The sequence below is a fragment of the Sphingomonas qomolangmaensis genome (assembly GCF_024496245.1).
Taxonomy (GTDB): domain Bacteria; phylum Pseudomonadota; class Alphaproteobacteria; order Sphingomonadales; family Sphingomonadaceae; genus Sphingomonas; species Sphingomonas qomolangmaensis.
In genome coordinates, this window is sequence record NZ_CP101740.1 from 2,393,744 (window position 1) to 2,416,911 (window position 23,168).

Genomic DNA, 23,168 nt, shown 5'->3' on the forward strand with positions numbered 1-23,168 from the left:
TCGACCACCAATATTGGGTACAGCCACCCGCGAACAAGCCGAGGAAGCGTTACAATGACCAAGGCAATCGCCCCCCGTTCGCGCAAGGTGCGCATTCTCGCCACGCTGGGCCCCGCGAGCAACACCCCCGAGATGATCGGCCGGCTGTTCGAGGCCGGCGCCGATGCGTTCCGCATCAACATGAGCCATGGCGACCAGGCATCGAAGGTGCCGGTGATCGAAGCGATCCGCGCCATGGAGAAGATCTACGATCGACCGACGACGATCCTCGCCGATCTGCAGGGCCCCAAGCTTCGCGTCGGCCGCTTCGCCGAGGGGAAGGTGCTGCTCGAGGTCGGCAAGCGCTTCGTGCTCGATCGCGACCCGACCCCGGGCGACGCCAACCGCGTCGAGCTGCCGCACCGCGAGATTTTCGTCGCGATCGCGCGCGATGCGCGGCTGTTGCTCGACGACGGCAAGCTGGTGCTGCGCGTCACCGATCATGACGACGAACAGATCGTCACCGTCGTCGAGGTCGGCGGGTGGCTGTCGAATTCGAAGGGGCTGAACGTTCCCGATGTCGTGCTGCCGATGGCGGCGCTGACCGAAAAGGACGTGAGCGACCTTGCCTTCGCGGTCGAGCAGAAGGTCGATTGGATCGCGTTGAGCTTCGTCCAGCGCCCCGAGGATCTGGCCGAGGCGCGCAAGCTGATCGGCGGCAAGACCGCTTTGCTCGCCAAGATCGAGAAGCCGAGCGCGGTCGCGCGGCTGGAGGAAATCGTCGAGGCGTGCGACGGCGTGATGGTCGCGCGCGGTGATCTCGGCGTCGAGCTGCCGCCGCAATCGGTGCCGCCGCTCCAGAAGCGGATCGTCGAGACCTCGCGCCGGCTGGGCCGCCCGGTGATCGTCGCGACGCAGATGCTCGAATCGATGATCACCGCGCCGACGCCGACCCGCGCCGAGGTGAGCGACGTCGCGACCGCGGTCTATGACGGCGCCGATGCGATCATGCTCTCGGCCGAGAGCGCGGCGGGCGACTGGCCCGTCGAATCGGTCGCGATGATGGATGCGATCGCCAATGCGGTCGAGCGCGATCCGATGCATGGCGACCGCGTGCATTTCACCGTGCTCAAGCCCGATCCCACCACCGCCGATGCGCTGGCCGAGGCGGCCAAGAACATCGCGGTGACCGCGTCGGCGAGCGCGATCATCTGCTTCACGCTGTCGGGATCGACCGCGCGGCGAATCGCGCGCGAGCGGCCCGGCGTGCCGATCCTGGTGCTGACCCCCAAGAAGGAAACCGCGCGGCGGCTGGGGCTGTTGTGGGGGGTCCATGCCGTGGTCACCCGCGACGTCGCCTCGTTCGAGGAGATGGTCGCCAAGGCCAAGCGGATGGCGCTGCGCAACCACATCGCCAAGGGCGGCGACCGCGTGGTGGTGTGCGCCGGCGTGCCCTTCGGGATGCCGGGGTCGACCAACGTGCTGCACGTAACGCAGATCATCGGCGACGAACTGAAGAATTATCCCGGCGAGCGGTGAGCTTCGAATGCCGTCACCCCGGCCTTGTGCCGGGGTCCACGGCGCCGCGGAAGCTGTGGTCGCAGCCTCGCACGGCATCGCGAACCTAGAGGTGGACCCCGGAACAAGTCCGGGGTGACGGCGTAGGATAATCTCTTTCAGGGAGGGGAGCTACGCCAGCAGCCCCACTTCCACCAACCGCGCGCGGAACACCGCGGCGTCGGTGAACGCGACGCTATCGATCCCCATCGCGCAGGCGGCCGCGACATTCGCCGGATTGTCGTCGACGAACACCGCGTCCTGCGCGCGCAAGCCGAATCGATCGAGCGCCAGCGCGTAGATTGCGGGATCGGGCTTCACCAGCCGCTCGGCACCCGACACCACGATGTCGCGGAAACGATCGAACAGCTGCGGCCAGGCGGCGCGGAACGCGGGCCAGAATTCGGCGCTGAAATTGGTGATTGCGAACAGCGGTACCCCCGCGTCGTCGAGCGCCTCGACGATCTCGAACATCCCCGGCATCGGCCCACCGACGCTGTCGTTGAAGCGCGGCCCCCATAGCGCGATGAGTTCGGCATGCTCGGGGAAGCGTGCGCCGAGCTCGGCCGAGGTCTCGGCGAAGGGGCGCCCCTCGTCGTGCTGGAAATGCCATTCGGGGGTCACGACCTGCTCGACAAACGTCGAAAGCGCCCGATCGTCACCGATCAGGCGCTCGTACAAGAACCGCGGATGCCAGCTGAACAGGACGTTGCCGATATCGAAAATAACGGCGGTCGGACCAGTTGCCACTCTATGCAATCGCAAAGCGGCGACGCGGTCCGGGCAGAATCAGCCCTGGCGCGCCTTGAAGCGACGGTTGGTCTTGTTGATGACGTACACGCGACCGCGACGACGGATCACGCGATTGTCGCGGTGCCGCCCCTTGAGCGACTTGAGGGAGTTGACGATCTTCATGACCGATTCGCTTCTATTTGAATGGATGTGCCGGAAAGAGGCGCTCGGTTAGCGGTGGCCCCGCACCAAGTCAAGGCGAGCACCGCCGCGCAAACCAGTGAAGCCAAATCGCAACGCGTGCGTTACAACCTTATATCGCTTGCCCGCCGGGCGGCGCGGTTGCCCATATGCCACCCCTGCCGGGGCGGTGCACAAGGACGTCGTCTCATGCTTGCCAGGATCGCCATACTCTCTCTCGCCGCCCTCACCAGCGCCTGCGCGGCGGGCGGTGGCCGCAGCGGGCCAGTCAACGTTATTCGCTACAATCTGGGCACGCCGGTGGGGCCGGGTACCTTCAGCATCGAACCGCTGCGCACAGCGCCGACGATCAGCAGCGAATATCAGGCGCAGGCAGATTCGGTCGCGCGCGCGCTGGAAGGCTTGAACTTCCGCCGCGTGACCGGCGACGAACCCGCTGCCTATCTGGTCGAGATCGCGTTCAACCGCCAGGCGACCGGGCAGCGCACCCCGCCGCCGGTATCGATCGGGCTCGGCGGCGGTGGCGGCAGCTTCGGTCGCCGCGGCGGCGGCGTGGGGCTGGGGGGTGGTCTCAGCACCGGGCTCGGCGGCGGACGCGACATCGTCGAGACCGAATTGTCGGCCAAGCTTCGCCGCCGCACCGATTCGACGGTGATCTGGGAAGGCGCCGCGCGCACCGTCGGCACCGTGCCGCGCGACGCGATCGAGGCCGCCAAACAGTCGGATCGCCTCGCCGATGCGCTGTTCCAGGGCTTTCCGGGCCAGTCGGGGATCACTACTACCGTCCCATGACGATCGAGATCAGCGCCGCGTTCGACAGCGGCAACATCGAACTGGTGGGAATCGAGGGCGACCGCGTCGACCTCGAGATCCGCCGCGACGCCCATTCGGATTTCTTCCAGTGGTTCCACTTCCGCGTGTCGGGCGCGGCGGATCGGACGCTGACCTTCCGCATCCTTAATGCGGGGAAGGCGGCCTATGCCTTCGGCTGGCCGGGCTATCGCGCGCGGGTGAGCACCGATCAGGTCGAATGGCCGATGACCGACACATCCTATGCCGATGGCGTGCTCAGCTTCACCCACCGGTTCGAGGGCGACGCGGCGTGGTTCGCCTATTTCGCGCCCTATTCGATGGACCGCCACCGCGCGACGGTCGCGCGGATCGCCGCGATGCCCGGCGTTTCGCACCGGTCGCTCGGCAATTCGCTCGACGGCCAGCCGATCGATTGCCTGCGGATCGGCGACGGCCCCAAGCAAGTGTGGTTCTATGCGCGCCAGCATCCGGGCGAATCGATGGCCGAATGGTTCATGGAAGGGCTGCTCGAAAAGCTGACCGATCCCGACGACGCCGTCGCACGCGCATTGCGCGAAAAGGTGACATTGCACTGCGTCCCCAACATGAACCCCGACGGATCGGCGCGCGGCCATCTGCGCACCAATGCCGCGGGGGTGAACCTCAACCGCGAATGGCACGCCCCTACGCTCGATCGCAGCCCCGAAGTGCTCGCGGTGCGCGACGCGATGGACGCCACCGGCGTGACATTCGCGATGGACGTCCATGGCGACGAGGCGATTCCCGCGAACTTCATCGCCGGGTTCGAGGGCATCGCGTCGTGGACCGACGCGCATGGCGCCAAATTCTACGATTATGGCCGGCGCCTCGCGGCAAACACCCCGCTGTTCCAGACCGAGCGCGGCTATGAGAAATCGGCGCCGGGGCGCGCCAATCTGTCGATGTCGACCAACCAGCTCGCCGAGCGCTTCGGCGCGGTGTCGATGACGCTCGAAATGCCCTTCAAGGATCATGATCCCTCGCCCGACCCGGTGTATGGCTGGTCGCCCGATCGTTCGAAGCAATTGGCGCATGCGTGCCTCGTGACGCTCGCCGAGGTGATCGACACGCTGTGATGCGGGTCGCGCAGGGCGAGCTCGAGCATCCGGCGACCGTGGCGCTGCTCCAGCAGCATTTCGATTCGATGCTCGCGCATTCGCCGCGCGGCGCGTGCCATTTCCTCGACCTGTCGGGGCTCGCCGCGCCCGAGGTGACCTTCCTCACCGCGTGGGAGGGCGAGACGTTGCTCGGCTGCGGCGCGCTCAAGGCGATCGATGCCGGGCATGGCGAAGTGAAGTCGATGCGCACCGCCGATCATGCGCTGCGACGCGGGGTGGCGGCGGCTTTGCTGGCGGCGATCGTCGATGCGGCACGCGCGCAGGGCATGACCCGGCTGAGTCTGGAGACCGGATCGGGCGAGCCCTTCGCGGCGGCAGTGGCGCTGTACCTGTGCCACGGCTTCGACTGGTGCGAACCGTTTGGCGATTATGAAGCGACGCCGTTCAACCGTTTCATGACCCGCGCGATCTAGGCGCCCTTCCCCCCTCCCTGGAAGGGAGGGGTCGGGGGTGGGTCGAGGCCTGGAGCTACGGTCACCCGGCATCCCGATGCCCCCGTATCGCGGACACTCGACCCACCCCCAGCCCCTCCCTGCAGGGAGGGGAAGGAGAAGCCCGGTTTGCCTCCCTCGCTCCAGCCGCTAGAGCGACGGCAACCCCCGCCCCGTCCGGAGACACCCCCATGCCCACGCTCGTCCTGATCCGCCACGGCCAGTCGGCCTGGAACCTCGAAAACCGCTTCACCGGCTGGTGGGACGTCGACCTGACTGACAAGGGGGTCGAAGAGGCCAAGGCCGCGGGCCGGCTGCTCGCCGAGAAGGGCTTCGATTTCGACCTTTGCTTCACCTCGGTCCAGCGCCGCGCGATCCGCACGCTCAACCTGGCGCTGGAAGAAATGGAGCGGCTGTGGCTGCCGGTCGAGAAGGACTGGCACCTCAACGAGCGGCATTATGGCGGGCTGACCGGGCTCAACAAGGCCGAGACCGCCGCGAAGCATGGTGACGAACAGGTCCATATCTGGCGTCGCAGCTTCGACGTGCCGCCGCCGCCGATCGAGCCCGGCAGCGAATATGACCTGTCGGCCGACCGCCGCTATGCCGGCATCGCCGTCCCCGCGACCGAGAGCCTGAAGGACACGATCGCGCGCGTGCTGCCCTATTGGGAATCGCGGATCGTCCCCGAGCTGAAATCGGGCAAGCGCGTCGTGATCTCGGCGCACGGCAATTCGCTGCGCGCGCTGGTCAAGCATCTGTCGGGGATTTCGGACGACGAGATCACGAGCCTCGAGATCCCGACCGGCCAGCCGATCGTGTACGAATTGAACGATGCGATGGCGGCGACCGACCGTTATTATCTGAGCGAGCGGTGAGACTCTCCCCTCCCTGAAAGGGAGGGGTCGGGGTGGGTCGAGGCCGGGCAATACGGCTGGGCTGGTCCGTGACCCCTGCCGTATCACGAGCACGCCACCCACCCCCAGCCCCTCCCTTCCAGGGAGGGGAGCAGTGCGCCGCTCAGGACGAACGGTATTCCTTCGCATCGTCCATTCGCCTAAACGCCCCCGCATCACCATCCCCGGAGCCTGCCCATGACCGACCCCGTCAATCGCGTCGTCCTCGCCTATTCGGGCGGGCTCGACACCAGCGTCATCCTCAAATGGCTCCAGCAGACCTATAATTGCGAAGTCGTCACCTTCACCGCCGATCTCGGCCAGGGCGAGGAGCTCGAGCCCGCGCGCGCCAAGGCCGAGATGATGGGGGTCAAGCCCGAGCATATCTTCATCGACGATCTGCGCGAGGAATTCGTCGGCGACTATGTCTTCCCGATGATGCGCGCCAACGCGCTGTACGAGGGGCTGTACCTGCTCGGCACCTCGATCGCGCGCCCGCTGATCGCCAAGCGCCAGATCGAAATCGCGCGGATGGTCGAGGCCGATGCGGTCAGCCACGGCGCGACCGGCAAGGGCAACGACCAGGTGCGCTTCGAGCTCGGCTATTACGCGCTCGCGCCCGACATCAAGGTCATCGCGCCGTGGCGCGAATGGGATTTGACCAGCCGCACCGCGCTGATCGCCTATGCCGAGCAGCACCAGATCCCGGTGCCGAAGGACAAGCGCGGCGAGGCCCCCTTCTCGACCGACGCCAATCTGCTCCACACCTCGTCCGAGGGGCTCGTACTAGAAGACCCCTGGGCCGAGGTTCCCGGCTATGTCTTCTCGCGCACCGTCGATCCCGAGGATGCGCCCGACCGCCCCCAGGTCATCGAGATCGAGTTCGAGCATGGCGACCCGATCGCGATCGACGGGCTTTCGATGACGCCGGCAACGCTGCTGGCGGCGCTCAACGAGCTTGGCCGCACCCACGGCATCGGCCGGCTCGACCTGGTCGAAAACCGCTTCGTCGGCATGAAGTCGCGCGGGATGTACGAAACCCCCGGCGGCACGATCCTGCACGCCGCACACCGCGCGATCGAGCAATTGACGCTCGATCGCGGCGCGGCGCACCTCAAGGACGAGCTGATGCCGCGCTATGCCGAGCTGATCTACAACGGCTTCTGGTTCAGCCCCGAGCGCGAGATGCTGCAGGCGGCGATCGACCTGAGCCAGAAGAAGGTCAACGGCATGGTCCGGCTCAAGCTCTACAAGGGCGGCGTCCACGTCATCGGCCGGCAATCGCCCGATTCGCTCTATTCGGAAAAGGTCGTGACCTTCGAGGACGATGCCGGCGCCTATGACCAGCGCGACGCGGCGGGCTTCATCAAGCTGCAGGCACTGCGCCTGCGCCTGCTGGGCCGCCGCGACCAGTAAGCGGCGCTATCGCTCGACCGTGGCGGTCACGGTCGAGCGATATTGCGCCACGAACAACCCCCAGAGCAGCAGCGCGATGCCGGGGATTCCCGCGGCGACCAGCACCATTCCCAGCTGCGCAGCCATGAAGCCGCCGAGCACCAACCGCCGCTCCCAGCCCTGCAGTCGCGGTACGTACAGCAGCATCCCCGCCGCCATCGCCGACACCGTCAAATCGTAGTTGAACGCATAGGGCAGCACCAGGAAGGTCGCGGTGGCGGCAAGCAGCGCCACTTGCTGGGTGCTGCCGCGCCGCGCGCCATGCACCACCATCGCCGCCGCGAGCGCAGCCTGCGCCCAATGAATCGCGAACGCGGTCGTGCGCGGCATCGACCAATGCAGTAGCCCGGTGGCGAGCGAGGTCGACATGAAGCGGAAGAAACTGTTCCCGGCATCGATCAGCGCCGCCTGCACGCCGAGCGTGACGGTGATGTATTCGATCCAGCGATCGATCCCGAACAGCGCCGCGCTGCCCGCGACCAGCACCACCACCGTCACCGCCGCCGCCCCGATCGCGCGCCACTCGCCGCGCGCCAGCAGCATCAGCGGCACCAGGATCGCGATATGCGGCTTGATCGCCAGCAGCCCGAAGCAAATCCCCGCCAGGACAGGGCGGGCTTCGAGGTTGCGCCAGCCATACAGCAGCAGCCCGCCGATAAGGAATCCGTAATGCCCCGCCCAGATGTTGACCAACCCCGCGGGGGTGGCCAGCACCAGCCATGCCGGCAACCCGGTAGCGCGCACCCACCATGACCGCGCGGCGCGCACGAAGAACCATCCGGTCGCCCCCAGCCAGGCCAGCAACGCGACCGGATAGGGTAGCAGCCCGAACGGCAGCGCCAGCGGCAGCGCGAGCGGCGGATAGGAATAATTATGCTGGCCGATCCGCCCGAACTGTTCGAGCTGGAAGCGATGATAGCCAGCCAGATCATATAGCAGCTCGAGCCGCCCCTCGATCAGCAGCCGCCCCGCGGTCCAGACATTGACGAAATCGCGCCCCCAATAGGCGCCGGGCGAAACCATCCCGCCGTCGAGATGGCGCAGATCGAGCGCGAACAGGCCCAGGACGACCAGATTGCCGACGATCCAGGGGGCAAGCCATGTCCAACCGCGCCTCGGCTCGCTGCCGCCAAACCGCGCCTCGCGCGGCGAACCGATCATGCCCCCCATACAGATCGCCCTAGCAGCAACGACTTACCGCGGCGTTATCGCTTGTGCGGCAGACCGCAGCGATCGCCGCTTGTCGGCGCGGCGCTCGGCTCGCTAAGGCAGCACGATGCAGGCGGGCGACGAACGACTGAACTGGTGGCAGACGCGGTGGTTCGTGGCTGTGATGGCGTTCGTCGCGGCGATCCCGCTGCTGCTGCCCGATGTGCCGCCCTTGGTCGACCTGCCGGGCCATCTGGGGCGGTGGCGGGTGCAGCAGTCGATCGGCCAGGCGCCGTGGCTCGCCGACTGGTATAATTTCGAATGGCAGTTGATCGGCAATCTGGGGATCGACCTGCTGGTCGTGCCGCTCGAGCCGCTGCTCGGGCTAGAGCGTGCGGTGAAGCTGATCGTGATTGCGATTCCGGTGCTCACTGCGGTAGGGTTGCTCTGGATTGCGCGCGAGGTGCATGGGCGCATCCCGGCCACCGCCTTGTTCGCGCTGCCGATCGTCTACAGCTTCCCCTTCCATTTCGGCTTCGTCAATTTCGCGCTGGCGATGGCGCTGGCGCTCAACGCCTTCGCCTTGTGGCTGCGGCTCGCGCGGCTGGGGCATATCCGGCTGCGCGCCATCCTGTTCGTGCCGCTCGGGCTCGTGCTGTGGGTGACGCATACCTATGGCTGGGGGCTGCTCGGCGTGCTGGCCTTTTCGGGCGAGCTGATCCGCCAGCATGATCGCGGGCGCAACTGGTTCATCGCCGCGTTCGTCGCCGGGCTCCATTGCATCGTGCTGCTGCCGCCCGCGATCCTGATGCTGGTGTGGCGCAGCGGCGGCGACGTCACCGGGCAGACCGCCGACTGGTTCAACTGGCGGATCAAGGCGCGCTGGGTGCTGATGATCTTTCGCGACCGCTGGGAATTGCTCGACATGGCGACGCTGGCGGCGTGCTTCCTGCTGCTGCTCAAGGGCGTGCGCGACCCCGCGATCGAATATTCGCGCAATCTGAGCCTGTCGGCGCTGTTTCTGCTCGCGGTCTATCTGCTGCTGCCGCGCATCGTGTTCGGCTCGGCCTATGCCGATATGCGGCTGGCGCCCTTCCTGCTCGGCATCGCGCTGCTCGCACTGCGCCCCAAGGCGGGGCTGTCGATCCGCGGCGCATCGGTGGTCGCGGCGATCGGGATGGTGTTCTTCGTCGGGCGCGTGGCGGCGACGACGGTGAGCTTCTGGCAGTATGACCAGAGCTATGACCGCCAGCTCGCCGCGCTCGACAAGCTGCCCGTCGGCGCGCGGCTGCTGACCTTCATCGGCGAGACCTGCCGCGACGAATGGACGATGTCGCGGCTCGAGCACCTCCCCGCGATGGCGCTGACGCGCAAGCTCGCCTTTTCGAACGATCAATGGTCGATGGCGGGCGCGCAGATGCTGACGGTGAAATACGAAGCCGGGCGCGGCTTCAACCATGATCCGGCGCAGATCGTCACCGACGTCAAATGCCCGCGGCAATATTGGCGGCCGATCGCGGTGGCGCTGACGCGCTTCCCGCGCAATGCGTTCGACTATGTCTGGATGGTCGATCCGCCAGCCTATGACCGCCGGCTCGAAGCCGGGCTGACCCCGTTATGGCGCGACGGCAACAGTGCGCTGTTCCGCGTCGAGGACCGGCGGCCGCCGCGCTTGCTGATGCAGGATCTCGGCCCCTATGGGCCCGAATATTTCGAAGCGATCAGCCGCCGTCGCGCTTTCGGAAAGGCGTCATCTCGCCCAGGAACACCTGTTCCTGCGCCACCGCCTCGCGCTCGCGCGCCAGGAAGTCGGCCACCGCGCGCCTGAAGCCCGGGTTGGGCAGGTAATGCGCCGACCAGGTGGTGATCGGCGCATAGCCGCGCGCCAGCTTGTGCTCGCCCTGCGCCCCCGCCTCGACGCGCTGCAGCCCGCGTGCGATCGCCACGTCGATCGCCTGGTAATAGCAAAGCTCGAAATGCAAGAAAGGCACGTCCTCGGTACAGCCCCAATAGCGGCCATATAGCGCGTCGTCGCCGATCAGGTTGAGCGCGGCGGCGATCGGACGGCCGTCGCGTTCGGCGACGATCATCAGCACGCGATCGGGCATTCGCTCGCCGAGCAGCGAGAAGCACGCGCGCGTCAGATAGGGCCGGCCCCATTTGCGGCTGCCGGTGTCCTGGTAGAAGACCCAGAAGGCGTCCCAATATGCCTCGGTGATCTCGGCGCCGGTCAGGTGGCGGATCGTCAGTCCCTCGACCGCGGCGGCGCGCTCCTTGCGTACCCCCTTGCGCTTGCGGCTGGCGAGCGCGCCGAGGAAATCGTCGAAGCAGCCATAGCCCTCGTTCGACCAATGGAATTGGGTTCCCTGGCGGATCAGCCAGCCCGCCGCCTCGAAATGGCCGATCTGGGCTTCGTCGACGAAGGTCGCGTGCGCCGAGGACAGCTCGTTCTGGTCGGTCACCGCCTCGATCGCGGCGATCAGCGCGGGGGCTTGGCGCTCGTCGCGCAGCAACAGTCGCGGGCCGGGCACCGGGGTGAAGGGCGCGGCGATCTGGAGCTTGGGGTAATAAGTGCCGCCGGCGCGATCCCAGGCATCGGCCCAGCCCTGGTCGAAGACATATTCGCCCTGGCTGTCGGCCTTGGCATAAGCGGGCACCGCGCCCGCAATCCGGCCATCGGGCCCGTCGATCACGATCGGCGCCGCCTGCCACCCCGATCGCCCGCCGACCGACCCCGATTCCTCGAGGATCGACAGGAAGGCGTGGCTGACGAAGGGGTTGCCGGAGCCGGCACAGGCGTCCCACTGGTCGGCGGGAAGGCCCGAGACGCCCTTGGCAATCCGCGCGAGAATTTGGGTTTCGCTCACCCCGGCAGATGTAGAGCGGTTCGGCGCGGCTGCAACACCGCCATCAGGTCGGGTTTCGATCGGTTACCGCTGCCGGCGCCGCCGCGGGCCAGTTGCGCACATGGATGTCGCGCTGCGGGAACGGAATCTCGATGCCATGTTCCTTGAACAGCCACCACAGGCGGTTGAGCACGTCCGAGCGGACATTGCCGATTCCGCTTTCTGGATCGCTGACCCACGCCAGTATCTCGTGCTCGACCGCATTGTCGCCGAACGCCGCCAGCCAGACATTGGGCTTGGGGCTCTTGAGCACGCGCGGGCTGTCGTTGGCGGCGCGCAGCATCAGTTCCTGCGCCAGCTTGAGATCGCAATGATAGGAGACGCCGACCGGAATCCGCACGCGCACGTTGCGATCGGAAAAGGACCAGTTCTCGACCTCCTGGGTCATCAGATTCTCGTTGGGAATCAGATGCTCCTTGCCGTCGCGGGTGATGATGCTCACCGCGCGCACGCCGATCTTGTTCACCTGTCCCACCGCCTCGCCGATCACGATGACGTCGCCGGGCTTGATCGACCGGTCCATCAGCAGGATGATCCCGGCGATCAGGTTACCGATCGTCTTTTGCAGGCCGAAGCCGATTGCCAGACCGAACGCACCGCCGAAGATCGCAAAGGTCGTCAGGTCGATACCGAGCATGTCGACGCCGACGAAGAAGGCGACGACGATCACCACGATCCCCGCCAGCTTTTGGAACAGCAGTTTCTGCGCGGGGTCGAAGCCGCGCGCCTGGCCAATCGCATGGTTGATCACGCGGTTGGCGAGCCGCGCGATCGCGTAGATCGCCACCGACGCGATGATCAGGGTGACGACCGACAGCAAGGTGATCCGCTTCGATCCGACCTCGACCCCGATCCGCCCGAGTACCGTGGTAACCGGGGTAAGCCCGCCGACCGAATAGCTGAACAGCGACAGGAAGACGAACCCAGCCACCCCCCACGACACCCAGCGCGACAGGTTGGCGCTGCGCAACAGCGCGACCGTCGCGCGTGCCGCGGCGGCACTCAGCGCGAGACCGATCGGCAGCGTCGCCAGCGCTTCCCAGCTGCGCGACGCCAGAATGATCGCCAGTAGCAGCGCGGCGCTGACGTGGCGAACGATCGCGCAGATTTGCGGCTGGAACGGCCCGTCCTTCAGCCCAGCGCGGTCGGCGGCGAGCTGCGCCAGCCGCGGCCCGATCGTGCGCGAGGCGTACCAGCCGACCGCCAGCGCGGCGATCGTGAGCGCGCCGGCGATCGCGGCCTCGATCAGTTGCGGCTGGGTCGGCACGGTGAAGCCGTTCGCCGCGAGCCAGGCTGTGACGATTTTCATCGTGCTGCGCGAAAGCGCGCGAGTCCCGCGTCGAGATCAGCGATCAGGTCGTCGACCGATTCGATCCCGATCTGCAACCGCACCAGCGGCCCCTCGGCGTGCCAGCAGGTGCAGCTGCGATGATGGTGCGGATCGACCGGCAGCGCGAGGCTTTCGAACCCACCCCAGCTATAACCGATGCCGAAATGCGCGAGCCCGTCGATCAGCGCGGCGCGCGCCGCCTCGCCGCCGCCATCGAGCACGAAGCTGAACAGCCCCGAGCCTCCCTTGAAATCGCGCACGAACACGTCGTGACCGGGGCAATCGGGCAAGGCCGGGTGGAGCACCCGCGCGACATCGGGCTGCATCTTGAGCCACTGCGCGATCTGCAGCGCCGCGCTCCCTTGCGCCTTCAGCCGCAGCGCCATCGTCCGCAGGCCGCGGCTGCCGAGCCAGGCATCGTCGGGGCTGACGCATTGCCCCAATTGATAGGTCGCAGTGCGCAGCGCGTCGTAGCGACCATGCCCCGCGGTGACCGATCCGAGCATCACGTCCGAATGCCCGACGACATATTTGGTGCAGGCAAGGATCGTATAATCGACCCCGCGCGCGATGGCGGGAAACAGCAACGGCGTCGCCCAGGTATTGTCGAGCAGCGTCACGATTCGATGCGCGCGCGCCGCCGCGACGATCGCGGGGACGTCCTGCACCTCGAAGGTCAGGCTGCCGGGACTTTCCATGAAGATCGCGCGGGTGCGCTCGCCGATCAGCTGCGCGATCGCCGCGCCGACCATCGGATCGTAGAAGCGCGTGGTGATCCCCATCCGCGCCAGCAGCCCGCCCGCCAGCGCGCGGGTCGGGTCATAGCTGCTGTCGGGCAGCAGCAATTCATCGCCGGGCGACAGCACGGCGAGCAAGGCGGTGGCGATCGCCGCGACCCCCGAGGGATAGAGCAGGGTGCCGCTGGCGCCGGGCTCGAGCTCGGTCAGCGCGTCGGCCAAGCTCCACTGGGTCGGGGTGCCGCGTCGGCCGTAGAATAGCCGGTGATGGGTATCGCGCTTGCCCGAGGCGCGCAGGTCGGCGACCGAATCGTAGAGGATCGTCGATGCGCGCCACACCGGCGGATTGACGATCCCCTGGGTCCATTCGGCGCGCCGCCCGGCCTGGACGACGCGCGTTTCGTTTTCGATTTCGGCCTTATCGTCTCGATTCACGCCGCGCCCATCGCCTTTGGCGTGGTGCGATCGGCACCCCATTCGGACCAGCTGCCGTCGTACAAAGCCGCCTTGTTGCCTATCAGGTGCAGCCCGAAGGCGAGCACCGAGGCGGTGACCCCCGATCCGCAGGTGGTGACGATCGGCTTGGTCGTGTCGATGCCCGCGCCCTCGAACGCTGCCTTGATCGCTTGCCTGTCCTTGTAGGTGCCATCCTCGTTCAGGATCGCCGAGATCGGCAGGTTGCGGCTGCCGGGGATGTGGCCGGCATGCGTTGCGGGGCGTGGATCGGGCTCCTCGCCGGTGAAGCGCGCTGCCGAGCGGGCATCGACCACCTGTTCGGCACCGCTGTCGACATTGGCCTTCATCTGCTCGAGGTCGCGCAGATCCTTGCGGTCCTCCCACACGGTGAAGTGGCGATGGCGCAGCGTTTCCTTGCCGCTCGAAAGCTCGCGCTCCTCGGCCTTCCACTTGGCGAGCCCGCCGTCGAGGATCGCGACGTCGTGCGCGCCGAACGCCTTGAGCATGAACCACGCGCGCGCCGAGGTCTTGAGCGGGGCATCGTCGTACAGCACGATCCGGCTGCCATCGCCCAAGCCCAGCGACTGCATCCGGCTGGCGAATTTCTCGGCGGGGGGCATCATCATCGGCAGGGTGCTGGTCGAATCGCGCAGCTCGCCAAGGTCCATGAACACCGCGGCGGGGATATGCGCCTTTTCATACTCGGCAGCGGCGTCGCGCCCGCCGGGTTCGGGCATGAACCAGGTGGCGTCGACCACCCGCAGATCGCTCGCGCCGAGCTCGTTTGCAAGCCATTCGGTGGTCACCAGCGATTCCATAATTTCTCTCCTGCGGGGTCGTCGACGCAACTCTAGAGCATCCGGGATCGGGGGCAACACCCGCTACTTCCCCCCTCCCTGAAAGGGAGGGGGGAGATTAAAGGCGATCCAAAAACCCCGCCGCCTGCTGCCGCAGCGCATCCTGCGTCTCGGCATCCATCCGGTCCCAGTTGCGATACGGCATCCCCAGCCGCTGATTGTCGCCCAGCTTGCCGCGATTGCGCGCCAGGAAATCCCAATACAGCGCGTTGAACGGACAGGCATCGTCGCCCAGCCGCTGCTTCACGTCGTAGCGGCAATGGCCGCAATAATCGGACATCCGGTTGATATAGGCGCCCGACGAGGCATAGGGCTTCGACGCCAGCAGCCCGCCATCGCCGAACTGGCTCATCCCCAGCACATTGGGCGCCTCGACCCATTCATAGGCGTCGGCATAGACTTCGAGATACCAGCGCTGGACCTGCGCGGGATCGGCGCCGATCAGCAGCGCGAAATTGCCCGTGATCATCAGCCGCTGGATATGGTGCGCATAGGCATGGTCGATCGTCTCGCCGATCGCTTGGGCCATGCAGTGCATGTCGGTGTCGCCGGTCCAGTAGAAGCCCGGCAGGTCACGCTGCGCGTTCAGGAAATTGCGCTCGGCATAGTCGGGGCCCTCGCGCCAATAGATGCCGCGGACATATTCGCGCCAGCCGATGATCTGCCGAATGAACCCCTCGGCGGCGTTGAGCGGCACGGCGCCCGCGCGATATCTTTTCTCGACCTGGCGGCACAAATCGAGCGGGTCGAGCAGCCCGCAATTGATATAGGGCGACAGCACTGCGTGCCACAGGAAGGGCTCGCCGGTGACCATCGCGTCCTGATAATCGCCGAAGCTCGCCAGCGCATGGGTGAGGAAATGCTCGCGCTGCGCCAGCGCGTCCTGCGGCGTCACCGCGAAGTCGAACCCCTCGAGGTCGCCGATATGGTCGCCGAAGCGGTCCGCCACCAGCGCCAGCACCTCGCGGGTGATCGCGTCGGGCGCGAACGACAGCGGCCGCGGCGGGCGCGCACCCTTCTTTGCGGGCTTGCGGTTCTCGGCGTCGTAATTCCACGCGCCGCCCTCGGGCTTGCCGTCGGCATCGAGCAGCAGCCCGGTCTTGCGCCGCATGCCGCGGTAGAAGAATTCCATCCGCAGCTGCTTCTTGTCCGCCGCCCATTGCTCGAAATCGGCATGGCTGGCGACGAAGCGATCGTCGGAGCGGATCTCGACCGCGCAATCGAAGCGATCCTCCCAGGATTCGAGCATCGCGCGCACCCGCCATTCGCCGGCTTCGGTGACGACGATCCGTTCGGGCGAATGCCGCTCGACCGCACGCGCGACCTCGGCGGAAAAGCCGCCCTCGTTATCGGGGTCGTCGAGCGTCACATAGTCGACGCGCCACCCCGCCGCGCGCAGCCGCTGCGCATGATGCCGCATCGCAGCAAAAAGCAGCGCGATCTTGCGTTGATGGTGCAGGACGTAGGTCGCCTCTTCGACCACCTCCATCATCAGCACTACCGCGTCGGCGCGGTCGACGTCTTGCAGCGACGAGAGGGTGTCCGACAGCTGATCGCCCAGCACCGGGATCAGGATCGTCATGCGTATGCTTCCATGTCTGCCGGCTCCATCCTACATCGCTGGGCATGACCCCCAAATTCCTTGGCCAGACCGCCGCCCTCCCCGCATCGCCCGAAGCAGCGACGCTAGACTATGTTCCCAATCCGCGCGCGGGGCTTGCCTATTGCGTACGCTTCGTATCCCCCGAATTTACCTCGCTCTGCCCGGTGACCGGCCAGCCCGATTTCGCGCATCTGGTGATCGACTATGTCCCGGGCGAGACGATCGTCGAATCGAAATCGCTCAAGCTGTTCCTCGGCAGCTTCCGCAACCATGCCGCGTTCCACGAGGATTGCACCGTCGGTATCGGCGACCGGCTGTTTCGCGAGATGGCGCCCAAATGGCTGCGGATCGGCGGCTACTGGTATCCGCGCGGCGGCATTCCGATCGATGTCTTCTGGCAATCGGGCGCGCCGCCGCAAGACGTGTGGATTCCCGACCAGGATGTCCCCGGCTATCGCGGCCGCGGCTGATCGAAAATCGGGCGCTGCTCACCGCGCCGGGCTTGTTGCGTTGCACAATTGTTGCAACCATATTGCGTATAGTACGTTGGGAGATCGTAACCGGCTGAGATGCCGCTCTTTAACATTGCTGGAGGGAAACGGATGTCGGCCCCTATCGACGTGGCAATTGCGCGGGTCGATCATCTCGCGCTGATCGGCAACTTCCTGCCGCGCAAGTGCGGGTTGGCGACCTATACGACGCACACCTATCAGGCGTTGGTCGATCAGTTTCCCGATCTCCAGATCGACGTCTATGCGATGGACGACCATCCCGGACGCTATGCCTATCCCCCCGAGGTTACCCGCAGCATCCCCGAACAGGATCTTGCCGCCTATATCGATACCGCGCGCGTGATCGAGGCGAGCGGTGCCAAGGCGCTGTGGGTCCAGCACGAATATGGCATCTATGGCGGCGCCGCGGGCGACCATCTGCTCACGCTGCTCGACCGCATCTCGCTGCCCGTCATCGTCACGCTGCACACGATCCTCGAGCGCCCGAGCGCCGACGAACGCCGCGTGATGGAGGCGATCCTTCGCCGCGCGAGCAAGGTGATCGTGATGGCCGAGCGCGGGCGCGAGATCCTGCTGCGCGTCTATGGCGCCCAGCCGCGCGCGATCGCGATGATCCCGCACGGCGTTCCCGATCGCCCGCTGGTCGATCCCGACACGCTGAAGGGCCGCTTCGGCTGGGAGGGGCGCGAGGTCATCTTCACCTTCGGCCTGCTCGCCCCCAACAAGGGGATCGAAACGGTGATCGAGGCGATGCCCGCAATCGTCGAGCGCTGCCCCAAGGCGCATTATGTCGTGCTCGGCGCGACCCACCCCAATCTGGTGGCGCATGAGGGCGAGCGCTATCGCGAGAGCCTGGCGACGCTGGTCGCGGCGCTCGGGATGCAGGACCATGTCGAGTTCGTCGACGCCTTCGTCGAACAGGACGAGCTGCTCGATTATCTCCAGGCTGCCGATATCTATGCGACGCCCTATCACAACCCGGCCCAGATCACCTCGGGTGCGCTGTCCTACGCGGTCGGCGTCGGCAAGCCGGTGGTGTCGACACCCTATGTCCACGCGACCGAGATCCTCGCCGACCATCATGGCATCCTGGTCGATTTCCGCGACACCGAAGCCTTCGCGCGCGAAATCGGCGACCTGCTGACCGACGAGAGCCGCCGCGATCGCCTGTCGCAGCGTGCCTATGCGCGCGGTCGCACGATGATCTGGCCGCGGCTCGCCGAGGCGGCACTGGTCGAGTTCGAGGCGGTCATCGCCGCGCGCCCGCGCCGGCTGCCCGGCATGGCTGCAGAATATGTCGCGCTGGCCCCCGATCTGTCGGCGGTCGAGCGGATGAGTGATGCGACGGGGATGCTCCAGCATTCGATCTATTCGATGCCCGATCGTCGCCACGGCTATTGCATCGACGACAATGCGCGCGCGCTGATCCTGATGTGCCGGATCGATCCGCTGACCGAGGAACAGCGCGACAAGTGGATGGCGGTCTATGGCTCGTTCGTCCAGTTCGCCTGGAACCCCGATGCGCGGCGCTTCCGCAACTTCATGAACTTCGACCGGACGTGGTGCGAGGATCAGGGATCCGAAGATTCGAATGGTCGCGCATTGTGGGCGCTGGGGGTCGCCGCGAGCGAAGCGCGTGCGCAAAAGCATCGCGATTGGGCGGGCGCCTTGTTCGACCAGACCGCAAGCATCGCCTTCGACCTCGGCAGCCCGCGTGCGCAGGCGTTCGCGATGCTGGGCGCAGCGGCGATGGTCGAGGCGCATCCGGGGCACGGCCTGGCGACGTCGATCCTCAACCGTTTCGCCGAGCAGCTGATCGCCTTGTGCGACATCACCCGTCGTCCCGAATGGCAATGGTTCGAGATCGTGCTCGCCTATGACAATGCGCGGATGCCCGAGGCGCTGATCCGCGCCGGCCATGCGCTCGGTCGCCCCGATTTCGTCCAGTGCGGGATCGAAACGCTCGAATGGATCGTCGAGCGCCAGACCTCGCCCAGCGGCCGGTTCCGCGCCGTCGGCACCGAAAGCTTTGGCCGACCCTTCGCCGATCCGCTGCCGTTCGACCAGCAGCCGCTCGAGGCGCAGGCGACGGTCGATGCGTGCTCGGCGGCGTTCGTCGCGACCGGCGATCGCAAGTGGATCGTCGAGGGGCTCAAGGCCTATCGCTGGTATCTGGGGGCGAACGATCTCGATCTGCCGCTGGCGACCAGCCAGGACGGCGGCTGTTTCGATGGACTCCAGCCCAATGGTTTGAACCGCAATCAGGGCGCCGAATCGATTTTGGCGCTCCAATTGGCCAATTGCGCGATTTCCTCCCTTTCAAAAGCAGCCGAATCCATGGCAGACCCGCCCCGCGCCGTAGCATGATGTAAACGGCGTTCGGCCTTTGGGGGGGCGGGACTTGCTCGATTTGTTTAACCACGAGCTTCGGCTCCATGCCGACCCCTCGCGCGTGGTGGTGCGTCCGTTCCATATTGCCTGGCAATCAAACGGTTCGGCGCCCAGCCGCACCGAGCGGCTGGTGCGCGAAGTGCTCGACATGTCGCCGGGTGAGGCGCGTGCGCAGCTGCGCGCGGTGCTCAAGGATTTCGAGGCGCGGCATTGGCAGACGCGCCGCGTCTTCATGACGCGCTATGACGAGATCGAGGCGCTGCTGTCGCTCGACGGCGCCCATATCTCCGACGAGAAGCGCCAGCTGATCGGTGCCTATTTCTGCCACGAATACAGCTATGCCGCCGCCGCGCTGATGAACCCGAGCGCGGTGCCGCATTACGACCAGACCGGCATGCCCGAGGGATCGCTCCGCATCCTGATGTCGCTGCGCGCGGTCGGCGAAGGCCATATCTCGTCGGTGGCGTTCCGCGAGGGGATCATCACCGCCGACAATGAATTCACGCTCGCCCCCGAACCCCCCTTCGCCACCGCCGCGGACACCCATGGCGACGAACAGGCGATGCCCGAGGGCGAGGTGACGGTGTTCCGCCACCGCGATTCGACGCTGTCGGGAACGGTGATCTTCCCGATCACCAAGGCGCAGTCGAACGGCCTCGAAGACATGCGGCTGGTCAATTTCACCCATGACGACGGCAGTGTCGAATGGCTGGGCACCTACACCGCGTATAACGGCTCGGTGATCCAGTCCGAGATGCTGCGCACCCGCGATTTCCGCAGCTTCGATCTGGTGCCGATGACCGGCAGCGCCGCGCGCAACAAGGGCATGGGGCTGTTCCCGCGCAAGGTGGGCGGCGAATATATGATGATCGGCCGGCAGGACGGCGAAAACCTGTTCCTGATCAAATCGAATACGCTGACCGATTGGGGCGAGGGCGAATTGCTGCTCAAGCCGCAATATCCGTGGGAATTCGTCCAGATCGGCAATTGCGGCCCGCCGATCGAGATCGCCGAGGGCTGGCTGCTGCTGACGCATGGCGTCGGCGCGATGCGCAAATATTCGATCGGCGCGGTGCTGCTCGACAAGGACGATCCCTCGATGGTGATCGGCCGCACCTCGCGCCCGATCCTCGCCGCCGCCGACCAGGACCGCGAAGGCTATGTCCCCAACGTCGTCTATTCGTGCGGCGCGCTAAAGCATGGCGAGAATCTGTTCATCCCTTACGGCGTCGCCGATTCCTCGGTCGCGTTCGCCTCGGTACCGATCCAGTCGCTGCTCGAGGTGATGTAGCCCCCGCTTCCGGTATCGGTTGCCCTCGCCCCGCCCGATACCCTAGAGCCGCGCGATGACCGATACACGAGTACCATCGCGCATGTTCCGCCGAGCGGACGAGGATGCGCAGACCGCCCGCACCGGCAGCCACACCCCGCAAACCGAGCATCCCGCCTATCAGCTGGCGTTCCAGGACCTTGATTTCCTGTTGCGCGAGGATCTGCGGCCGATCCGCTTCCAGCTCGAATTGCTCAAGCCGACCTTGCTGCTCGACGAGGCCAAGATCGCATCGATGCTGGTGATGTACGGTTCGGCGCGGATTCCCGAGCCCGAAAAGGCCAAGGCGCTGTTCGAGCTCGCCGCCGACGACAAGGCGCGCGCGATCGCCCAGCGGCTGGTCGACAAGTCGAAATATTACGACGTCGCGCGCGAGCTGGCGCGGCTCGCGAGCGCGTTCCCGCGCGATGAAGAGGGCAATCGCCATTTCGTGGTGTGCTCGGGCGGCGGGCCGTCGATCATGGAGGCGGCGAATCGCGGTGCCGCCGATGTCGGCGCCGAATCGGTCGGGCTCAACATCGTGCTGCCGCACGAACAGGCGCCCAACGCCTATGTCACCCCGTCGCTGTCGATGCAGTTCCACTATTTCGCGCTGCGCAAGATGCACTTCCTGCTGCGCGCGCGCGCGGTCGCGGTGTTCCCGGGCGGGTTCGGTACGTTCGACGAATCGTTCGAGCTGCTGACGCTGATCCAGACCGGCAAGATCGAGCGGATGCCGGTGTTGTTCTACGGCCGCGAATTCTGGGAGCGCGTCGTGAGCTTCGAGGCATTGTGCGAGGAGGGGGTGATCTCCGAGCGCGACCTCGACCTGATCACCTTCGTCGAGACTGCCGAGGAAGGCTGGCGCGTGGTCCAGGATTTCTGGGCGGCCAAGAACGCCGAGGGCTGACCCAAACGCCCTCTCCCTCCGGGGAGAGGGCCATAAGGCTTACTTGACCTTTGCAGCCTCGGCAGCGGCCGCAGGATCCTGCGACGGTGCACCGGCAGCCGGGGTCGAGCGGTTCGCCATGTCGGCGGTCGGCGCTTCGGCCGCGACATTGGCGGCAGCGTCGGTCTGGTTCGCGGTCGCGGCTTCGTCGGTGCCCGCACCCGCCTCTGCACCCGCGGCAGGCGCTGCCGGCAGCGGCAGGTTCGAGCCTTGCGCGTTGAGATACGCGATCACGTTGGCGCGCTCCTGGTCGTTCGACAGGCCTGCGAAGCTCATCTTGGTGCCCGGCGCGTATTTACGCGGGCTCAGCAGCCACTCGTTCATCGCATCGAAGGTCCAGTTGCCCGCAATCCCCTTCAGCGCGTCCGAATAAGAAAAGCCTGGCTTGGCGCCATGCGGCTGGCCGACGACACCGTACAGGTTCGGACCGATCCCGGCGGCGCCACCCTGGTTGATCGAATGGCACGACGCGCATTTCGAGAACGTCTTCTCGCCCGCGGCGACGTCGGCGCTGGCGAGCAGCGTGGCGATCGGCACCGCCGATGCAGCCGCCGCGCCCTCTTCGACGACACCCTCGATCGGGTAGCCCATCGTCTCGGGGCGACCGCCGTGGAAGATCATGCCGCTTGCGATCGTCAGCCCGAGTGCCGCGGTGCAACCGGCCAAGGCCCAGCCGGCGATCGTATTGGTGCGATTATCCATTGCGCTGCCGAAAACTCTTCAACGAGGGGAAAGGTGCGGTCCCTTTAGATTGGCTTTCCCGGCACGGCAAGCCGCGCTTGCCCGGCGGCGAACCGCCCGATAGGCGCAAGCGCACCATGGAAAGCTATGCCGCCCCCGCCCGCCCGCTGGTCGAAGCGATGACCGCCGCCGCCGCCGCCGACCCCGCGCGCGCGGTCGCGTTCCAGGGTGCGCCCGGCGCCAACAGCCATGTCGCAGCGCGCGAAGCCTTTCCCCACGGCCTGCCGCTGCCCTGCTTCGACTTCGCCGACGCGATCGATGCTGTGCGCGAAGGGCGCGCCGATTGCGCGATCATCCCGATCGAGAATTCGCTCCACGGCCGCGTCGCCGACATCCATTTCCTGCTGCCCGAATCGGGGCTGGCGATCACCGGCGAGCATTTCCTGACGATCCGCCACACGCTGATGGGGCTGGGGACGCGCGACGAGGTTCGCGAGGCGATGAGCCACCCGCAGGCGCTGGGCCAATGCCGCCACTGGCTGCGCGCGCATGATATTCAACAAAAGTCCTATCCCGATACCGCGGGTGCCGCGGCGCTGGTGGCCGAGCTCGGCGACCCGCGAATCGCCGCGCTCGCGCCGGCGGCCGCAGCCGAGCTGTACGGGCTTCGCATCCTTGCCGACGACATCGCCGATGCCGACCACAACATGACCCGCTTCGTCGTGCTGGCGCGCGGATCGAAGCCGATCGTCACCGACGGCGCGATCATGACGACGCTGATCTTCGAGGTGAAGAACGTCCCCGCGGCGCTGTACAAGGCGATGGGCGGGTTCGCGACCAACGGGGTCAACATGACCAAGCTCGAAAGCTACCAGCGCGGCGGCAGCTTCGCCGCGACCGAATTCTATGCCGATATCGAGGGGCGCCCGGGCGACGCCAATGTCGATCGCGCGCTCGAGGAGCTGGGGTTTCATTCGAAGTGGCTGCGCGTGTTGGGGTCGTATCCCCAGGCGAGGTCGCGGGGGTAGGCGGGGGCGAGGCGCGAAGCAGGATTGTTCGCGCAGAGGCGCAGAGGACGCGGAGCTATA

The 23,168-nt window shown here is 66.5% G+C and carries 21 protein-coding genes; 12 read left to right on the forward strand and 9 right to left on the reverse strand.

Annotation, left to right across the window (positions count from 1 at the left end; translation table 11 throughout):
- The first annotated feature begins 54 nt into the window (after window positions 1-54).
- Window positions 55-1,518 carry a pyruvate kinase gene (pyk, locus tag NMP03_RS11355; protein WP_256505526.1) on the forward strand — a complete coding sequence of 488 codons (1,464 nt, stop codon included), beginning with the start codon at window positions 55-57 and terminating at the stop codon, window positions 1,516-1,518.
- Window positions 1,519-1,668: 150 nt separating this feature from the next.
- Here pyk and NMP03_RS11360 read toward each other — a convergent pair whose 3' ends face one another.
- Window positions 1,669-2,286 carry an HAD family hydrolase gene (locus NMP03_RS11360; RefSeq protein WP_256505527.1) on the reverse strand — a complete coding sequence of 206 codons (618 nt, stop codon included), beginning with the start codon at window positions 2,284-2,286 and terminating at the stop codon, window positions 1,669-1,671.
- 39 nt (window positions 2,287-2,325) lie between these two features.
- The gene (ykgO, locus tag NMP03_RS11365; RefSeq protein ID WP_033920696.1) at window positions 2,326-2,451 is read right to left on the reverse strand and encodes a type B 50S ribosomal protein L36; all 126 of its coding nucleotides are present in this window, start codon (window positions 2,449-2,451) and stop codon (window positions 2,326-2,328) included.
- Window positions 2,452-2,658: 207 nt separating this feature from the next.
- Here ykgO and NMP03_RS11370 point away from each other — a divergent pair, with 207 nt between their 5' ends.
- The 5 genes from NMP03_RS11370 to NMP03_RS11390 all read left to right on the forward strand — a co-directional run bounded on the left by NMP03_RS11370 (window position 2,659) and on the right by NMP03_RS11390 (window position 7,161).
- Window positions 2,659-3,261 carry a hypothetical protein gene (locus NMP03_RS11370; RefSeq protein WP_256505529.1) on the forward strand — a complete coding sequence of 201 codons (603 nt, stop codon included), beginning with the start codon at window positions 2,659-2,661 and terminating at the stop codon, window positions 3,259-3,261.
- Complete coding sequence (locus NMP03_RS11375) at window positions 3,258-4,376, forward strand: M14 family metallopeptidase (protein WP_256505530.1); 1,119 nt, start codon at window positions 3,258-3,260, stop codon at window positions 4,374-4,376. The genes NMP03_RS11370 and NMP03_RS11375 overlap by 4 nt, the downstream gene beginning before the upstream one ends.
- Window positions 4,376-4,831 (forward strand): GNAT family N-acetyltransferase, encoded by a 456-nt coding sequence (locus NMP03_RS11380; protein ID WP_256505531.1) that lies wholly within the window; start codon window positions 4,376-4,378, stop codon window positions 4,829-4,831. Before NMP03_RS11375 ends, NMP03_RS11380 begins: the two co-directional genes overlap by 1 nt.
- A 209-nt stretch (window positions 4,832-5,040) precedes the next feature.
- Window positions 5,041-5,727, forward strand: a complete 687-nt coding sequence (gpmA, locus tag NMP03_RS11385) for a 2,3-diphosphoglycerate-dependent phosphoglycerate mutase (RefSeq protein WP_256505532.1) — start codon at window positions 5,041-5,043, stop codon at window positions 5,725-5,727.
- A 216-nt stretch (window positions 5,728-5,943) separates the two neighbouring features.
- A complete protein-coding gene (locus tag NMP03_RS11390; RefSeq protein ID WP_256505533.1) occupies window positions 5,944-7,161 on the forward strand; it encodes an argininosuccinate synthase in 1,218 nt (405 codons plus the stop codon).
- Between the two features lie 6 nt (window positions 7,162-7,167).
- On the opposite strand, the gene NMP03_RS11395 is transcribed toward NMP03_RS11390, so the two are convergent.
- Window positions 7,168-8,361: a glycosyltransferase family 87 protein gene (locus tag NMP03_RS11395; RefSeq protein WP_256505534.1), complete on the reverse strand. Its 1,194-nt coding sequence runs from the start codon at window positions 8,359-8,361 to the stop codon at window positions 7,168-7,170.
- A 115-nt stretch (window positions 8,362-8,476) separates the two neighbouring features.
- Between NMP03_RS11395 and NMP03_RS11400 the strand changes: the two genes are divergently transcribed.
- Window positions 8,477-10,177 (forward strand): hypothetical protein, encoded by a 1,701-nt coding sequence (locus NMP03_RS11400; protein WP_256505535.1) that lies wholly within the window; start codon window positions 8,477-8,479, stop codon window positions 10,175-10,177.
- Here the strand turns inward: NMP03_RS11400 and NMP03_RS11405 are convergent.
- The 5 genes from NMP03_RS11405 to NMP03_RS11425 form a co-directional block, all read right to left on the reverse strand.
- A complete protein-coding gene (locus NMP03_RS11405; RefSeq protein WP_256505536.1) occupies window positions 10,071-11,216 on the reverse strand; it encodes a GNAT family N-acetyltransferase in 1,146 nt (381 codons plus the stop codon). The genes NMP03_RS11400 and NMP03_RS11405 overlap by 107 nt on opposite strands.
- Window positions 11,217-11,259: 43 nt before the next feature.
- A complete protein-coding gene (locus NMP03_RS11410) occupies window positions 11,260-12,564 on the reverse strand; it encodes a mechanosensitive ion channel family protein (RefSeq protein ID WP_256505537.1) in 1,305 nt (434 codons plus the stop codon).
- Window positions 12,561-13,799, reverse strand: a complete 1,239-nt coding sequence (gene metC, locus NMP03_RS11415; protein ID WP_256505538.1) for a cystathionine beta-lyase — start codon at window positions 13,797-13,799, stop codon at window positions 12,561-12,563. The genes NMP03_RS11410 and metC overlap by 4 nt, the downstream gene beginning before the upstream one ends.
- Window positions 13,754-14,596, reverse strand: coding sequence for a 3-mercaptopyruvate sulfurtransferase (gene sseA, locus NMP03_RS11420; protein ID WP_256505539.1), 843 nt, complete (start codon window positions 14,594-14,596; stop codon window positions 13,754-13,756). Before sseA ends, metC begins: the two co-directional genes overlap by 46 nt.
- Window positions 14,597-14,693: 97 nt before the next feature.
- The gene (locus NMP03_RS11425; RefSeq protein WP_256505540.1) at window positions 14,694-16,217 is read right to left on the reverse strand and encodes a cryptochrome/photolyase family protein; all 1,524 of its coding nucleotides are present in this window, start codon (window positions 16,215-16,217) and stop codon (window positions 14,694-14,696) included.
- Between the two features lie 44 nt (window positions 16,218-16,261).
- Here NMP03_RS11425 and queF point away from each other — a divergent pair, with 44 nt between their 5' ends.
- From queF to NMP03_RS11445, 4 genes are all read left to right on the forward strand, one after another.
- Window positions 16,262-16,708 carry a preQ(1) synthase gene (queF, locus tag NMP03_RS11430; RefSeq protein ID WP_256505541.1) on the forward strand — a complete coding sequence of 149 codons (447 nt, stop codon included), beginning with the start codon at window positions 16,262-16,264 and terminating at the stop codon, window positions 16,706-16,708.
- Window positions 16,709-16,840: 132 nt separating this feature from the next.
- Entirely contained in the window at window positions 16,841-19,117 is a 2,277-nt protein-coding gene (locus NMP03_RS11435; RefSeq protein ID WP_256505542.1) for a glycosyltransferase family 4 protein, read from the forward strand.
- A gap of 34 nt (window positions 19,118-19,151) precedes the next feature.
- Window positions 19,152-20,432 (forward strand): glycoside hydrolase family 130 protein, encoded by a 1,281-nt coding sequence (locus NMP03_RS11440; protein WP_256505543.1) that lies wholly within the window; start codon window positions 19,152-19,154, stop codon window positions 20,430-20,432.
- A gap of 55 nt (window positions 20,433-20,487) precedes the next feature.
- Window positions 20,488-21,360, forward strand: a complete 873-nt coding sequence (locus tag NMP03_RS11445) for an LOG family protein (RefSeq protein WP_256505544.1) — start codon at window positions 20,488-20,490, stop codon at window positions 21,358-21,360.
- 39 nt (window positions 21,361-21,399) lie between these two features.
- Here NMP03_RS11445 and NMP03_RS11450 read toward each other — a convergent pair whose 3' ends face one another.
- Window positions 21,400-22,101 carry a c-type cytochrome gene (locus NMP03_RS11450; protein ID WP_256505545.1) on the reverse strand — a complete coding sequence of 234 codons (702 nt, stop codon included), beginning with the start codon at window positions 22,099-22,101 and terminating at the stop codon, window positions 21,400-21,402.
- A gap of 116 nt (window positions 22,102-22,217) precedes the next feature.
- Here NMP03_RS11450 and NMP03_RS11455 point away from each other — a divergent pair, with 116 nt between their 5' ends.
- The gene (locus NMP03_RS11455; RefSeq protein WP_256505546.1) at window positions 22,218-23,108 is read left to right on the forward strand and encodes a prephenate dehydratase; all 891 of its coding nucleotides are present in this window, start codon (window positions 22,218-22,220) and stop codon (window positions 23,106-23,108) included.
- Window positions 23,109-23,168: the final 60 nt, after the last annotated feature.

Excerpts from the sequence above, each read along its gene's own strand:
- pyk (WP_256505526.1), top strand. The coding sequence starts at position 55 with ATGACCAAGGCAATCGCCCCCCGTTCGCGCAAGGTGCGCATTCTCGCC.
- ykgO (WP_033920696.1), bottom strand. The coding sequence starts at position 2,451 with ATGAAGATCGTCAACTCCCTCAAGTCGCTCAAGGGGCGGCACCGCGAC.
- NMP03_RS11370 (WP_256505529.1), top strand. The coding sequence starts at position 2,659 with ATGCTTGCCAGGATCGCCATACTCTCTCTCGCCGCCCTCACCAGCGCC.
- NMP03_RS11375 (WP_256505530.1), top strand. The coding sequence starts at position 3,258 with ATGACGATCGAGATCAGCGCCGCGTTCGACAGCGGCAACATCGAACTG.
- NMP03_RS11380 (WP_256505531.1), top strand. The coding sequence starts at position 4,376 with ATGCGGGTCGCGCAGGGCGAGCTCGAGCATCCGGCGACCGTGGCGCTG.
- gpmA (WP_256505532.1), top strand. The coding sequence starts at position 5,041 with ATGCCCACGCTCGTCCTGATCCGCCACGGCCAGTCGGCCTGGAACCTC.
- NMP03_RS11390 (WP_256505533.1), top strand. The coding sequence starts at position 5,944 with ATGACCGACCCCGTCAATCGCGTCGTCCTCGCCTATTCGGGCGGGCTC.
- NMP03_RS11395 (WP_256505534.1), bottom strand. The coding sequence starts at position 8,361 with ATGATCGGTTCGCCGCGCGAGGCGCGGTTTGGCGGCAGCGAGCCGAGG.
- NMP03_RS11400 (WP_256505535.1), top strand. The coding sequence starts at position 8,477 with ATGCAGGCGGGCGACGAACGACTGAACTGGTGGCAGACGCGGTGGTTC.
- NMP03_RS11410 (WP_256505537.1), bottom strand. The coding sequence starts at position 12,564 with ATGAAAATCGTCACAGCCTGGCTCGCGGCGAACGGCTTCACCGTGCCG.
- metC (WP_256505538.1), bottom strand. The coding sequence starts at position 13,799 with ATGGGGTGCCGATCGCACCACGCCAAAGGCGATGGGCGCGGCGTGAAT.
- sseA (WP_256505539.1), bottom strand. The coding sequence starts at position 14,596 with ATGGAATCGCTGGTGACCACCGAATGGCTTGCAAACGAGCTCGGCGCG.
- NMP03_RS11425 (WP_256505540.1), bottom strand. The coding sequence starts at position 16,217 with ATGACGATCCTGATCCCGGTGCTGGGCGATCAGCTGTCGGACACCCTC.
- queF (WP_256505541.1), top strand. The coding sequence starts at position 16,262 with ATGACCCCCAAATTCCTTGGCCAGACCGCCGCCCTCCCCGCATCGCCC.
- NMP03_RS11435 (WP_256505542.1), top strand. The coding sequence starts at position 16,841 with ATGTCGGCCCCTATCGACGTGGCAATTGCGCGGGTCGATCATCTCGCG.
- NMP03_RS11445 (WP_256505544.1), top strand. The coding sequence starts at position 20,488 with ATGACCGATACACGAGTACCATCGCGCATGTTCCGCCGAGCGGACGAG.
- NMP03_RS11450 (WP_256505545.1), bottom strand. The coding sequence starts at position 22,101 with ATGGATAATCGCACCAATACGATCGCCGGCTGGGCCTTGGCCGGTTGC.
- NMP03_RS11455 (WP_256505546.1), top strand. The coding sequence starts at position 22,218 with ATGGAAAGCTATGCCGCCCCCGCCCGCCCGCTGGTCGAAGCGATGACC.